The sequence below is a fragment of the Streptomyces celluloflavus genome (genome assembly GCA_000720995.1).
Classification (GTDB): Bacteria; Actinomycetota; Actinomycetes; order Streptomycetales; family Streptomycetaceae; genus Streptomyces; species Streptomyces celluloflavus.
In genome coordinates this window covers 91408-104932 of sequence record JOEL01000014.1, presented here as the reverse complement: position 1 = coordinate 104932, position 13525 = coordinate 91408, and the positions used below count along the sequence as shown (strand labels likewise).

Annotated in this window: 15 protein-coding genes; 7 read left to right on the top strand and 8 right to left on the bottom strand. The window is 71.2% G+C overall.

The annotated features are described in order from the left end of the window. Window positions 1–386 precede the first annotated feature (386 nt). Both IH09_RS15845 and IH09_RS15840 read right to left on the bottom strand, forming a co-directional pair. Window positions 387–1100 (bottom strand): nucleotidyltransferase family protein, encoded by a 714-nt coding sequence (locus IH09_RS15845; protein ID WP_094792402.1) that lies wholly within the window; start codon window positions 1098–1100, stop codon window positions 387–389. A gap of 47 nt (window positions 1101–1147) precedes the next feature. Then, window positions 1148–1372, bottom strand: a complete 225-nt coding sequence (locus IH09_RS15840) for a hypothetical protein (protein WP_052856885.1) — start codon at window positions 1370–1372, stop codon at window positions 1148–1150. 609 nt (window positions 1373–1981) lie between these two features. Between IH09_RS15840 and IH09_RS15835 the strand changes: the two genes are divergently transcribed. Continuing rightward, the gene (locus IH09_RS15835; protein ID WP_110952330.1) at window positions 1982–2272 is read left to right on the top strand and encodes a DUF5955 family protein; all 291 of its coding nucleotides are present in this window, start codon (window positions 1982–1984) and stop codon (window positions 2270–2272) included. Window positions 2273–2463: 191 nt separating this feature from the next. On the opposite strand, the gene IH09_RS15830 is transcribed toward IH09_RS15835, so the two are convergent. Continuing rightward, entirely contained in the window at window positions 2464–3267 is an 804-nt protein-coding gene (locus IH09_RS15830; protein WP_052856883.1) for an IclR family transcriptional regulator, read from the bottom strand. Between the two features lie 498 nt (window positions 3268–3765). On the opposite strand from IH09_RS15830, the gene allB reads away from it, so the two are divergent. Then, a complete protein-coding gene (gene allB, locus IH09_RS15825; RefSeq protein ID WP_052856882.1) occupies window positions 3766–5109 on the top strand; it encodes an allantoinase AllB in 1344 nt (447 codons plus the stop codon). Window positions 5110–5134: 25 nt separating this feature from the next. Here allB and IH09_RS39915 read toward each other — a convergent pair whose 3' ends face one another. After that, a complete protein-coding gene (locus IH09_RS39915; protein ID WP_240150803.1) occupies window positions 5135–6595 on the bottom strand; it encodes an inositol monophosphatase family protein in 1461 nt (486 codons plus the stop codon). A gap of 80 nt (window positions 6596–6675) precedes the next feature. Beyond that, complete coding sequence (locus IH09_RS15810) at window positions 6676–7353, bottom strand: thiaminase II/PqqC family protein (RefSeq protein ID WP_052856881.1); 678 nt, start codon at window positions 7351–7353, stop codon at window positions 6676–6678. Between the two features lie 450 nt (window positions 7354–7803). On the opposite strand from IH09_RS15810, the gene IH09_RS15805 reads away from it, so the two are divergent. The 5 genes from IH09_RS15805 (at window position 7804) to IH09_RS15785 (ending at window position 11528) form a co-directional block, all read left to right on the top strand. Beyond that, window positions 7804–8034, top strand: coding sequence for a hypothetical protein (locus IH09_RS15805; protein WP_052856880.1), 231 nt, complete (start codon window positions 7804–7806; stop codon window positions 8032–8034). A gap of 53 nt (window positions 8035–8087) precedes the next feature. After that, on the top strand, window positions 8088–9080 hold the full coding sequence (locus tag IH09_RS15800) for a phosphotransferase family protein (RefSeq protein WP_052856879.1): 993 nt from the start codon (window positions 8088–8090) through the stop codon (window positions 9078–9080). Window positions 9081–9372: 292 nt separating this feature from the next. Beyond that, entirely contained in the window at window positions 9373–10098 is a 726-nt protein-coding gene (locus IH09_RS15795) for a nucleotidyltransferase domain-containing protein (RefSeq protein ID WP_052856878.1), read from the top strand. Window positions 10099–10484: 386 nt separating this feature from the next. Next, entirely contained in the window at window positions 10485–10943 is a 459-nt protein-coding gene (locus IH09_RS15790) for a hypothetical protein (RefSeq protein WP_190233310.1), read from the top strand. A gap of 183 nt (window positions 10944–11126) precedes the next feature. Further along, window positions 11127–11528, top strand: coding sequence for a hypothetical protein (locus IH09_RS15785; RefSeq protein ID WP_190233309.1), 402 nt, complete (start codon window positions 11127–11129; stop codon window positions 11526–11528). Window positions 11529–11763: 235 nt separating this feature from the next. On the opposite strand, the gene IH09_RS15780 is transcribed toward IH09_RS15785, so the two are convergent. From IH09_RS15780 to IH09_RS15765, 3 genes are all read right to left on the bottom strand, one after another. Continuing rightward, window positions 11764–12099: a MazG-like family protein gene (locus tag IH09_RS15780; protein ID WP_052856875.1), complete on the bottom strand. Its 336-nt coding sequence runs from the start codon at window positions 12097–12099 to the stop codon at window positions 11764–11766. A 403-nt stretch (window positions 12100–12502) separates the two neighbouring features. After that, window positions 12503–12943 carry an NUDIX hydrolase gene (locus IH09_RS15770; protein ID WP_052856873.1) on the bottom strand — a complete coding sequence of 147 codons (441 nt, stop codon included), beginning with the start codon at window positions 12941–12943 and terminating at the stop codon, window positions 12503–12505. 39 nt (window positions 12944–12982) lie between these two features. Beyond that, on the bottom strand, window positions 12983–13471 hold the full coding sequence (locus IH09_RS15765; RefSeq protein WP_052856872.1) for a dTMP kinase: 489 nt from the start codon (window positions 13469–13471) through the stop codon (window positions 12983–12985). Window positions 13472–13525: the final 54 nt, after the last annotated feature.

Here is a 13525-nt window from a genome sequence, read left to right as displayed (position 1 = left end):
CGGCGGCGGTGCCCGGCGGCCGCCGGGACGCCCGCACGGCACGGGGTGCCGTCGGCTCCGGAGTGCGGTCGCGGGCGCCGTCTGGGTGCAAGACGCTTCTGACCTGTGGAGAGTAGTTTCCTTATCGCGGAACTTCAATGGTTTGTTGATGTCGAGATTCCCGGAGTCGGCGGAATTGGCGGATGGATGGCGCCGGGTGCCGGCGTGGGTGTGCCGGCTCTGGCCTTGTTCGGCTGCCCCGGCCCTGCGCCGATTGTCCGGGGCCTGCGCGGGTCGTCCGGGGCCTGCGAGGTTCCGGCCCGGTCGTGGTTCTGTGCCGGTTCCGGTGGCGCCCGGCAACGGTCCCCGCCCCCGCCTCCGCCGGCGTCACTCGCCGTACTGCGCCCTCACTCCAGCCGGCGCAGGTCCTCCGGTGTGTCGATGTCGTACGCCTCGGCCACATCCCCGCACTCGACGAGCGTGATCGCCGCCGCGTGCTCCCGCAGATAGGCCCGCGCACCGCGGTCGCCCTCCGCGCTCGCGGCGATCCGCCCCCACCGGTCGGCGCCGAACAGCACCGGGTGGCCGCGGCGGCCCCCGTATGTCGCGGCCACCAGCGAGGCGCCGCCCTCGTACGCGGCCACCACCCGGGCCACCGCCGCGGCGCCGATGCCGGGCTGGTCCACCAGCGCCACCACCACCGCGTCCGCCCCCGACCTGGTCAGCGCCGCCAGCCCCACCCGCAGCGAGGACCCCATGCCCTGCGCCCAGTCGGGGTTCTCGGAGACGGTGTACGCGGAGAGCTCGGCCTGTTCGCGTACAGCCGCGGCGGCCGCGCCCAGCACGATGTGCACCTGTGCGCAGCCGCCCTCCCGCAACACCCGTGCGGCGTGCTCCACCAAGGGCCGCCCCCGGTGTTCGAGCAGCGCCTTCGGCCGGCCGCCCAGCCGCCGGCCACCGCCCGCGGCGAGCAGCAGCCCGGCGACCTTCCCCCGCCCCTCGGGCCACGCGGCCCCCGCCGTCCCCCGCGCCCCGGTGGGTTCCGTCGCCCCCGGCGTTCCTGCCGCCCCCGCCGCTCGCGCCGACCGTGGTGTGGGTGTGATGGATGCCTTGGGTGCCATGGGGGACTGCTTACCCCACAGTGTGCCGCTCCGCCCGCGCGTCGGCGTCAGGTCATGTCGCCGGGCGCCCGGGGGCGCGGAATTCTCGGCCGCAATCGGTCACGGACATGGTGTGTGCCGGTCTCGGCGAGGCGGCGTTCGGTGACGTAACGGTGTATGTGCTCCACGGTGATCTCCGAGACGTCGGAGAGGCCGTACGCGTGGCAGATGAGCTGCACGACGCTGATGCGCCGTTGGTTCGGGCCGGTGTCGGGCCCGGTGCTGGGCTCCATGGCAATCTCCGATCCAGTGATATGCCGGATATTTCCCTGGAAGGGAGAATGCTCCATTCTGTCGCGCTGTACGCATCGGATCGCACCTGCCCATGCCAACGGGTGTCAGGGGGAACGCACGTACTGACGCATGATCGGACCGTGCGGGGGAAGCGCCGCAGGACAGGCGACCAACGCCCCTCGTGGGAACCGGAATCGGCACTGAACGCGGCACTGGGAGTGGACTGAACGCGAGGCCCGGAGAGGGAGAGGAGTTGGGGCGGATGTGGAGGGATGCCCAGGTGACCGGTCCTCAGGCAGGCTCCGGTGCGGGAGTACGGGCGTGCGGATGCGTGGGTGTGCGGGTGCGGGGAGGCGGTGGCCTCGATCCGGCTCCGAGCGCCTGCGCGGCCGTCGATGCGGAGATCCGGCGCGATCGTGACGGGCGAGGGCGGAGAGCGGACGCGCCGATCAGATGTCAGCGGATACCTGTGGCCCGCCCGCGCCTCGGATTTCGCTCTCTGTGTGGCGCGATCAGCGGAGAGTGGCGTTAACTGTCCCACATTGTGAAACGGGTCAACAGCCCGGGAGGGCGCCGCCGTTGTGGTGTATGGGGAGAGGCGGGGACGAGTGGCCGGGGGTGAGCGTGATCCGCGGGTGAGGGAGCTACGCGGGGCGGTGTCCCGGATGCGCCGCCAACTGGCCGTGCTGCCCGGCGAGTTACCGGACCGGGCGGTCGCCGAGGACGAGCTGGCCGCGCTGGATGCGATGGTGTGCGCGGGTGTGCCCGAAGTTCCCCGACTGCGCCGCTCATTGCTGCTGATAGCCGGTGCGGTCGGCTCGGTCAGCGCACTGTCGCCCGCGCTGACCGAGGTCCGCGCGAGCATCGACCGCTTCGGCCGGTCGCCACGCGGACGGTGAAGGCGCCGGTTGCGTGGACGGTGAAGGTGCCGATGTGCCGCCAGTGAAGGCGACGGCGCGTGGACTGTGAAGGCGCCGGTGCGCGGGAGAGGCGCGTACGCGTGGGAGGCGCCGGTGCGCGCGGAAGGATGGACTGCGGGAGAGCGGACCGGGGCCGTGCGTGCCCCGCGCCGCCCTCCCGCGTCGGACGCCTACGCGGGCGTCTGGTTGGCGAGTGCCACCGACAGCTTCGCCGCGACGTCCTGGAGCACCGGTACGACCTTGCCCGTCGATGCCTCCGTCACCCGCCCGGTCGGTCCCGAGATGGAGATCGCCGCCGAGGTGGGGGAGTCGGGCACCGGTACCGCGAAGCAGCGGACACCGATCTCCTGCTCGTTGTCGTCCACCGCGTAGCCGAGGCGGCGGACCTCGGCGAGCTCTTCGAGGAAGACGTCCGGGTCGGTGATGGTCTTGTCGGTCGCGGCCGGCATGCCCGTACGGGCGAGCAGCGCGCGGACCTCCTCCGGCGGATGACCGGCCAGCAGCGCCTTGCCGACGCCGGTGGTGTGCGGCAGCACCCGCCGGCCGACCTCGGTGAACATCCGCACCGCATGCCGGGACGGCACCTGGGCGACGTAGACGATCTCGTCGCCGTCGAGCAGCGCCATGTTGGCGGTCTCACCGGTCTCCTCGACCAGCCGGGCCAGGAACGGCCGGGCCCAGGTGCCCAGCAGCCGCGAGGAGCTCTCGCCCAGCCGGATCAGGCGGGGGCCGAGCGCGTACCGGCGGTTGGGCTGCTGGCGGACGTAGCCGCAGGCGACGAGGGTCCGCATCAGGCGGTGGATGGTGGGGAGCGGCAGTCCGCTGCTGCCGGCGAGCTCGCTCAGGCCCACCTCGCCTCCGGCGTCCGCCATCCGCTCCAGCAGGTCGAAGGCGCGCTCAAGGGACTGGACACCGCCGCTCGCGCCTGCGGGCTTGGCTTCGGCGGCGGAGGTGCTGGCGCTGGACGGCGGCACGTCGCGTTCCTTTCGGGGCGGGTCAGGTCGGGTCTCGGCGGTCTCGGCTCCGGTGTACGGGTGCCGGGCCCGACCGGAGCAGCCTACCGGTCCCCTCCCGCCGACACGCGGCCGATCGCACACTCGTTCCCGCCGGTCAGGCCCTGTTTGTCCCGAGGGGTGAGATCACCGGCCGTGATCCGTCGAGGGTGCCATTGGTGGTAGCTACGTTCTGCTGCACGAAAACTACTGTCCATTCCGTGGAATCCTCCAAGTCGGGCCGGGGTGGGTGCCCGGCCTTTTGGCGTGCGGTGCGCGGCGCTCGGTGGCCGTCGGCTGTGGGTGGCCGGCCGCCGAATCAACGGCGGGTGACGGGTCTTGACGGGTCGATGCCCGCCGGGAACACTCGTTCAACAGATTGTTGAATCCTGTGCGGCGCGCCCGTGTGAGGTATCGCGTGCGGCACAGGGCGTCCCGTGTGCAGCGCGTACCGACCTGGAGCGAGCGAGGAGGGGCCGGGTGTCCGAGGCCGAACTGGTGCTGCGTGCCACGCGCGTCGTCACACCGCAGGGGATGCGTGCCGCGTCCGTCAGCGTCCGGGACGGGAGGATCGCGGCGGTGCTGCCGTACGACGCCCGCCCCCCGGCCGGGGCGCGGGTCGAGGACTTCGGTGACGACGTCCTGCTGCCCGGCCTCGTGGACACCCACGTACACGTCAACGACCCGGGCCGCGCCGAGTGGGAAGGCTTCCGGAGCGCGACGGGCGCGGCCGCGGCCGGCGGTATCACCACGCTCGTGGACATGCCGCTCAACAGCCTCCCGCCCACCACCACCGTCGGCCACCTCGACACCAAGCGCGCGGCCGCCCGCGGCGCGGCGCATATCGACGTCGGCTTCTGGGGCGGCGCCGTCCCCGGCAACGTCGAGGACCTGCGCCCGCTCTTCGACGCGGGCGTCTTCGGCTTCAAGTGCTTCCTCTCGCCCTCCGGCGTGGACGAGTTCCCCGAGCTCACCCCGGAACAGCTGGCCGCCGCCCTCGGCGAGATCGCCCGCTTCGACGGTCTGCTGATCGTGCACGCCGAGGACCCCGGCCACCTGGAGCGCGCCCCGCGGGCAAGCGGCCCGCACTACGCCGGCTTCCTCGCCTCCCGCCCGCGGGCCGGTGAGAACGACGCCATCGCCGGGCTGATCGCGCTCGCCGAACGGCTGGCGGCCCGCGTGCACGTCCTGCACCTCTCCTCCGGTGACGCGCTGCCGCTGATCGCCGCCGCCAAGCGGGCGGGGGTCCGGATCAGCGTCGAGACCTGCCCGCACTTCCTGACGCTGACCGCCGAGGAAGTCCCGGACGGTGCCACGGAGTTCAAATGCTGTCCGCCGATACGCGAGGCGGCCAACCAGGAGGCGCTCTGGCAGGGCCTGGCGGACGGCACCATCGACTGCGTCGTCTCCGACCACTCGCCCGCCACCGCCGACCTCAAGACCGCCGACTTCGGCACGGCCTGGGGCGGTATCTCCTCCCTCCAGCTCGGCCTGCCCGCCGTCTGGACCGCGGCCCGCCGGCGCGGCCACACCCTGGAGGACGTCGCCCGCTGGATGGCCACCGCCCCCGCCGCGCTGGTCGGCCTCGGCCAGAAGGGCGCCATCGAGCCCGGCCGGGACGCCGACTTCGCGGTCCTGGCGCCCGAGGAGACGTTCACCGTCGACCCGGCCGCGCTCCGCCACCGCAACAAGATCACCGCCTACGCCGGGAAGACCCTGCACGGCGTCGTACGGTCCACCTGGCTGCGCGGCCACCGGATCAACGACGGCACCACCCTGACCGAGCCCACCGGCCGCCTCCTGGAGCGGCCCCCCGGCCACTGACCAGCCGTCAGGGACGCCAAGACCGTCAAAGCCGCCAGCCGGTCGCCGAAGCCCACGCCTCGGCGACCTCGATGACCAGGTCCACCACCGGGTTCTTGATATCGCTGTACGCGTCGATATCGGGGACCCGGTGCGCCAGTTCCCGCTTGAACCGGGCGTACGCCGGTACCGCCTCCGGATGCGCCCGGAACCAGTCGCGGAACAGCAGCGCCAGCCGCTCGTTGGGCGACCCCACCCGGCGGACATGCAGGTTGACGTCCGGACCGGGCCCGCCGCGTCGCAGCCACAGCCGCTTGGTCCAGCGCTCCGGATCGTCCGTACGGCCCGCCGGGACGTGATCGTGCTCGTACGGTGAGCGGGTGAATCCGGCGCCCGACAGCGGTGCGTCGAAGGCCCGCGCGGCCTCCGGCAGATCCGCCACGCCGACCTGGAGATCGAAGACCGGTTTCGCGTCCAGGCCCGGTACCGCCGTACTCCCGATGTGCTCCAGCCGCAGCGCCGACGGTCCGAGCAGCGCCCCCAACTCCGTCGTCAGGCAGCGTCCTTCGGCCGCCCACCCCGGATGCGCGTCGACCACCACGGCCCGCATCGCATGGCCGCCCGACTCGGCCACCAACTCCAGAAAGGCATCGTGCAGCAGCCCGTTGGTGATCAGCACGGACCCGTCGCCCGCCAGCACCGGCGCCCCCGCGAGATCGGTCACCCGGCCGCCCGCCTCCGCCACGATCACCGGCAGCGGCGCACAGTCCTCGTAACCCATCGCGGGCCCCGCGATCACCCAGGCATCGGCGCGCCCGGTGATCACATCGACGACCCCGCCCCCGGACGGCGTCAGGAACACCCGCCGGTGCAGCGCCGTCAGCAGCGATTCCGGCCAGCCCGCGGGGTTGTGCATCCGGGTCCTGGCGCCGGTGAGCACATCCCGTTCGCCGACCCGCAACCGTCGGCCGTGCGCCGGGTCCGGTACGTCGCCGGGCAGCAGCCAGCAGCCGAGCCCGCGCCCGGCCGCCACCGTCCGGCGGCTCACCGGTACATGGATCACGCCGACCGCCGGACCGAACTCGTCCTCGTACGCGAGGTAGACGGCGAAGGACGGGTCGCCCTCGGTGAACTGCTTCGTGCCGTTGAGGGGGTCGATGATCCAGCGGCGGCCGGACATTCCCGGGCGCGGCCCGCCCTCCTCGCCGTGGACGGCGTCCGCCGGAAACGCCGCGGCCAGCTCACCGCGGACGAATGCCTCGACATCCGTGTCGACCTCGGTCACCTCGGTGCCGTCCGTCTTGCGGGCGGCGTTCCGGCCGGCCTCGGCGAAGAAGCCCGCGGCGGCCCTGCGGCCGGCCGCGGCGGCCAGCCGCACGGCGAAGTCGAACACCTTCCGGTCGGCGGGCGGGGTGGTGGAGCCGGCGGGGCTGGGGGAATGGGAGGGGCCGGAAGAGAGAGGTGCGGGGGATGGGGGAGGGGTGGCGGAGGTATCGGATGTGGTCATGGGTTCGGTCTCGGGGTTGTCGGCGAAGGCGAGTTCCCGGGCCCGCGCCGTCGACCGCGCCGAGCGCTCCGTACACCCGCTCAGTCCGTGAGGGAGTCCCAGAACATCTCCTCGTACGCCTGCAGCAGGCGGCCGTAGCGGTGCGCCGCGGCAGGCCGCGACTGGCCCGTGTCGAGGCCGTGCTGGACGGCGGCGCGGGCCTGGTCCGCAAGGTCCGGCGCCGGTTCCGCGAAGAACGTGAAGAAGGCGCGGGCGGTGTCCGGGAAGGCGTAGTGGTCGTGCGTCGCGCGGGCCACGGTGGCGCAGTAGCCGCCCCAGGCGGCGAAGTTGGCGGTGAGGGCGATCACCACATCGGCTGGTTCGGCGCCGAGCGCGAGGCGCGCCACGTACGAGGGGTACGCCTGGCAGCCGGGCCGCGGCCGGTAGGCGGCGCGGTCCCGCTCGGTCAGCCCGCAGGAGTCCGCCAGGCCGGCCAGCTGCTCCAGGGCCAGCGCCTCGCCCCTGGCGAGCAGGTCGAAGAAGTCGGCCACGGGCGGGTCGCCATCGGCCCGGCGCGCCAGGTGCTGAAAGCTGATGCGGTCGGACGCGATCACCTGTTGCTGTTCCAGGGCGAAGGTGGTGAACACGTCGCGCGGCGCCTCGCCCGCCGCGATCCGCGGGACGAGCCGGTTGGCGTCGGCGTCCGGGGCGAGGGCGCGTACGGCGTCGTCGAGGACGGCGGTCGCGGTCGGGCTCGGAGCATCGGCGGGTCGGGCCATGGTGTCGTCTCCTCCGTGTGCGGTCGCGAGGGTGGCCAGGGCCTCAGCAGAACGGCCCGGCCCTCAGGTTAGGACGCGGGGAGGGGCGTCGGTCAGCTCGCGGGAGGGGCGCGGGGGCGTGTCGTCGGGGTGGCGTCGTTCGGCCGTGCGGCGGTTCCGTGGTGTGCGGTGCGGTGCATCGGAGGGCGGAGGCCAGACGGCGGGCGGCGGAGGGCAGTTGATCACCGCTGAGACCGTCTCGGCCTACGGCGAACGAGCCGTCTTCTGGTGTGATCCGCCGGAGTCCCCTACCATCCGAGGACTGATTGAGGGCGTTGCCCCGGGGGTGTCCGGACCTGCCACGGTGCGGAGACATCCCGGGACCACACCGTCTCAGCCAACCACCGTTTGCGGTGGTCGGGCTGAGACGCGTGTCTCGGAGCGGCCACCCTTCACAGAAGGATGCCGGCCGTGCGCTCCGGACTTTCGACGCGGATCTTGCTCGTCGCCCTGGCAATCACCCTCTCCCTGCTGGTCGCCGTCATCGCCGGTGTGCTGTCGTGGGCAGCGGACGGCAGCGTGCCCCGCGCGGTGCTCTACGGCGGCGGGGCGTTCGTCGTATGGATGACCCTCTCCGTCTCCCTCTGCTCGGCTCTGGGCCTGCTCGACGAGAGTGGGGGCAGGGGCGGCGATGATACGTAGCGGAGGAGGTATCCCATGGCATGTGCGCGCGCCGTCTTCAGTAGGTTCTGCGGATGCGGCAATTCACGGACATCCAGGACCTGTCGGGGCTCGTGCGTGACGCACTGGGAGCCGGATGCCGCGTTGTCGCGGTGGACCGGTTGCGCGGGGGAAGCAAGAAGGGGGTCTACCGGGTCCGCCTTGAGGGGACCCACACGTCGAGCGTGATCGTCTACAGCTGGGCGGCGGCTGAGAACTTCTGGCCGGGCGCGCGAGAGGCCGATCCGGCTGACCCGTTCGCGCCCGCCTCCGGGCTGGTCCCGTTCCTGGCCGCGCAGCGGTGCTTGGACGACGTCGGGGCACGGGTTCCACGGGTACTCCTGGCGGATGACAGCAGGCGCCGCTATCCGGCGGACGTCGCCGTGGTCGAGGATGTCTCCGGCGGCACGCTCGAAGCCCTCCTCGCAACCGACCCTGCGCGTGCCGCGGGTGCTCTGGGTGACCTCGCCCGGATGCTTGAGGTGATGCACCGGCACCGGGCCCGGCACTACGGCAAGGTGGACCTGCTGGACCGGGGCGGTTCCGCGTCCGAGGTCCCGTGCGAGCGACGGGTCCTCGACCGCGCCCTGCGGGACCTCGATGAGGCGGCGGGGCGCGAGGACAGGATCGCGAGAGCCGACGCCGCGTTCCGCGACCGTCTGCGGGAACTGGCCGATCGCGTGAGCCCGCGCACGGAATACGGACTGATCCACGGAGAACTCGGACCCGACCACGTCCTGGTCGACGCGGACGGCCACCCCGTCCTGATCGACATCGAAGATCTGATGTACTTCGACGTCGAGTGGGAGCACGTCTTCCTCCAACTCCGCTTCGGCGAGCGGTACACCGCACTGGCCCGGCCCGGTCTCGATCCGCGGCGGCTCGACCTCTACATGCTCGCGATGCGTCTGTCGCTGGTAGCCGGTCCACTGCGTCTCCTCGACGGTGACTTCCCCGACCGGGCGAGCATGCGAGGGATCGCCGAGCACAACATGAATGAGGCACTGGCGCTTCTGCCGTTGACGTAGCCCGCGGAGGCACCGGGCAACGCGGAGCGGCGCCGCCGTACTTCTCGTCCGGCCGCCGGATACGGGCGTTCGCGGCTTTGATCCGCTGTGACGGCGAAGGTCGGAAATGCCTTGACTTTACGGGGAACCGGCGACGTTGCTGCGACGTTGCTGCGGAGACGCGGTGCGGTGGCAGGAACTCCCGGGCGGTGACGAGCATCGGCCACGCCAGGCAGGCTTCCCTGAACCAGGGAACAAGGTAGGGACCCCGAACTCGGACGAACGCATCCCCGGGCTGGCACGATGACCGGCCATGAATGATCAGGAAAACCCTGCCGCCCAGGCTCTGCGCTTGGTCACGACCCTCTTCCCGCACGCCCTGGGAGCCCTGCTGGGAGGCTCGGCCGCCCAGGGGCGGGCCACTGCGAAGAGCGATCTCGACGTGGCCGTCCTCCTGCCGGACTCGGACACCAGCCGTCGCGAGGTGATACGCCACGAGGGCCTTCTGGCCGAGCTGTTCCTGAACACCCTCGCGGACATACCGGAATTCTTCGCGTGGGACAGAGCCCGCCGTCGCGGCACGGTCCTGTTCATCTATGACCAGGGGCTGCCCTTGATGGACCCCCACGGTCATCTCTCCCGTACGTGCGATCGGGCCCGAGCGGTGCTGGCGGCCGGCCCGCCCCCGCTCACCCCGGCGGAATGGGAACGTGGACGCTACGGCCTCACCTGCTTCATGGACGACCTGATCGACACCCCGCCGGCCGATCGGTACGAACAGCTCTCCCTCGCCGACTTCACCCTGCGCGAGGCGACACACCTGCTCACCGCGCACCACAACGCCTGGACAGGCATCGGCAAGTGGCTGCCCCGCAGACTGCTGAGCGCGGACCCGGTACGGGGCAGGGCCCTGCTGGACGGCCATCAAGCGGTGGCCGAACACGCCGACCCCGCCCCGTTGGCGGCCGCCGCCGAGCACGTGCTCGACCTGCTCGGCGGGCCGCTGAGGGAAGGCCACTCGCACCGCTGGCGCCCCTGATTCGTCAAGCGGTCCGATCCGTCCGCCGTCGCCCGCAGGCCCCTGGTGTGGCCGATGATGCGCCGCTGCCAGGTGTGGATGGCATTCGAACGGTAGCCCTGGAACCCGCCGTCCTCGTGGGGCAGACTTGATCGCGACAATCATCGGGGACATGCCAGGGGGCGAGAGTGCGGGAGCGGGACAGGCGACGGCGCGGCGTGCGGATGTGTGCGGGAGTCGGAGTTGCCGTTGTGCTCACGGCGCTCGCCGGATGCGGCCGCGCCGGGGGCGATCAAGCCGGGCCGACGGCTCCGCCCAGTACTCCTGCCCGTACCGTTTCGGCTCCTGCCCCGTCCGCGGAGGCGAGTTCACCGGCTGCCACTCCGCAGAACGTGTGCCTGGGCAAGGTGCCGAGCGACCCTCAGGGCCACTACCAGGGACCGGGGCCGCACCCGGCGGACGTCATCCAGTTGGACACCCCCGACCTCGCGACGCCGGCCTATATCCACCTGCCGCCACGGTGGGCATCGCAGACCGCGAAGGCAGGCGGGTCCGTCGCCCAACTCGTCATCTGCCTGGCGCCGTTGCCCGGCCACTCCACGGCGACCACGGGCCGGTGCATGTACGCGAAACCTGGCGGATACAACATGAGCCTTCGGCTCCTCGTCGACGTGTCCTATCAGGTCACCGTCCGGACGGCGGACACCGGCCGCCAGTTGCAGAGCTTCAAGCTCAAGGGCGATGCGTCCGACAGCGAATCCTGCCCGAACCTCGCGCCGCCGGAAGGTGAGCAGATCCCCCGTATCGTCTCGGCCGGCACCCTCGTGGCCAAACTCAAGCCCCTCCTCGACGGGACGGCGAGCTGACCCGCGCACCGGTCGGGGCCAGGATTGAGGGTTCGCCATCAGGCCGGGCACAGGCAGGCGGTCCGGCCGACCCGGTCTCCTGATCGACTGTGCCGGGTGGGATAGCAAGGGCGCATGATACGAGGCGAGAAGGTCGCACTGCGGACTCGGTGGGACAGTGATGTCCCCGTTTTCCAGGCCGAGTTGTACGAGGACGTGGCGACGCGGTCGCGCGCCGGCTCCGAGCCCTGGCGGCCCCTCCCGCCGGACGCGGCGGAGTCTCCCGCCGCGGTGCCGGTGCCGTCGGACCGGCGGGCGTATTCCTCGGTGGTGGAGCTGGCGTCGCAGGAGCTGGCCGGCAACTTCGCGGGCGATGATTCGCGGCAAGGGGGGCTCAGGCGGTGTACTCACGACGCGCACGATGGGTACGGCGCCCGATTGGTGTCGCGTGCACACCTCGGGAACCGCGTCCCGGTCCGCCGCCGTTCGGTGGGAGACCAGGGCCCGAGCGTCGACGCGATCCGCGCCGGATTTCAGGACTCCGCTGCGGGCGAGGTGATCGTGCGGGTGAAGAAGATCAGGCCGTACGAGCCGGTGAGCGCGTAGTCGGCCACCGGGGCCTGTGGCGCCGAGGCGGGCCGTGACGGGAACGGGGGTTCCTGACAGAAGGCCCGTCCTGCTGCCGGTGAGAGGGGAGCGGTAGCAGTTGTCACCCATTCCTCGGCTGTGAGTGGGGTTGGCACGAAGGTCAACCCCGTTTCGCGGTTCGGAACGTCGTGGAGCGGTGATCTGTTACATCCGCCCCAACCGTGATCACTCTTGGCCGATTGTGCGAGCCGGTTCACTGGGCAGCGGCGCCCTCGGCTTGGTCCAGGTCCCGCGCGACGAGGCCCTCCATGTGACGTTGGAAGACGGTCGCGGCCTCGGGGTTCATGCGGGTCAAGGCGACCATGCCGGTGACGATGACATCGCAGATCTCGGCCTCGACGTCCTTCCAGGTGTGCGAGTGACCTTTGCGAGGGTTCTGCCCCATGGCTCCGATGACCGCCTCGGCGACCTCGCCGGCCTCCTCCTGGATCTTCAGCAGTTGCAGAAGGATGCGCTGTTCGCGAGGGAGCGTGGAGTGTTCCTCCAGGCGGCCGGCAAGGCGGGCAATCGTCTGCCAGGTATCAGTCACGTGTGTCTCGATTCTGTTTCGTACGGACGGGGTTCAAGCGCTCAGGGGGAACGTGAGCGTCATCGGGGAGTGGCCGGTCGTTTGGCTGCGTGAGGACACCGGCTGCCTACCGGTCCTTGACGGGGGCCACGATCTCAGCGAACAAGCCGCCCGCATGGGCCAGTTCGTTGTATCCACCTGCTCGATAATGCGGGCGTCACGCATAGCGAGGATTCGGCCGGCGAGACGGATGTTCTCCAGCTGGTGCGTGACGTCGATCGTCATGCGCTCGGCGGCGATGCGCTCTGTCTCAAGGAAGATCTGGCCTTCTCCGCCGGGGTCCACCCGGGGGCTCGGCTCATCCGATGAAGAAGTCCGGGGCGGGCGATTGAGCCACGCCCCGGACGTGGTCCTCGTGCCGCGGCTACCAGGCGTGCTCAGTGAGAGGACCCGTGGTCCGGAGGTAGCCGTTCAAGCCGGCCGCGGGGTATTCGATGATGTCGTCGGGCAGTTCGTGCACGGTGAACCATCCGAGGGCGCGGCACTTCTCGGGTTCCTTGTTGACCGGGTGTCCTTGCCATTCGGTGGCCTCGAAGAAGAAGCCGATTCGTTCCATTTCCGCGTCTTGCCGGTGGTGTACGACCTGGACGAGGCGCAGGTGAGCCGGGTCGGCCGTGATGCCGGTTTCCTCGTACAGTTCGCGGGCGGCGCCGACGGTCAGGGGCTCGCCTTTGTCGAGCTTGCCCGAGGGCATGTGCCACCGCCCGTGGCCGTACGGGCCGCCACGCTGTGAGAAGAGAATCTTGTCCCCGTCGCGGAGGATGACGTGTGTGTCGATGACGGGTTGTGCGGGTTCCGGGTTCATGATCCCTGGGGGTTGTCGGCTTCGGTGAGGTTGCCGACGCTATCGAGGGTCGGGGAGCGTGTCGGCGATTTCGGCCGCGAGCTCCGACGGCGTGGCATTGCTGCTGTCGAGCACCAGTACCTTCACGTTCTTGGCGGTGAGGGTGAGGGCGGTCTCGGCGTAGAGGTCGACCTCGCGGCTGGGCATGGTGGGGTCGAGGTGGAATCGGTGGCGGATTCCGCGCTCGGCTATCCGGTGGGCGATGAGGCCGGGCGACGCGGTGAGGATCACCGCCAGGTCGGGCATCAGGATGTCCGCGTTCAGGTCGAGCAGGAACTCCAGCGGCACGCCGTCGAGCCGCTGCAAGACCAGCGTCGAGGCGAGGTAGCGATCACAGATGACCGTGTCGCCGGCGTGGAGCGACGGCTTGATCTCGTGTTCGATGTGCGCGTACCGGTCCGCCGCGACCAGGCAGGCCAGAGCGTGCCCATGGATGGTGTTGGCGTTCTGGCGGGTGAAGGTGCCGAGCTCGCTGGTGGAGGGCTCCACGGTTCGGTGTACGGCGATGCCTCGGCCCCGGCGGCCGGCGGCGCCGCCGCGTCG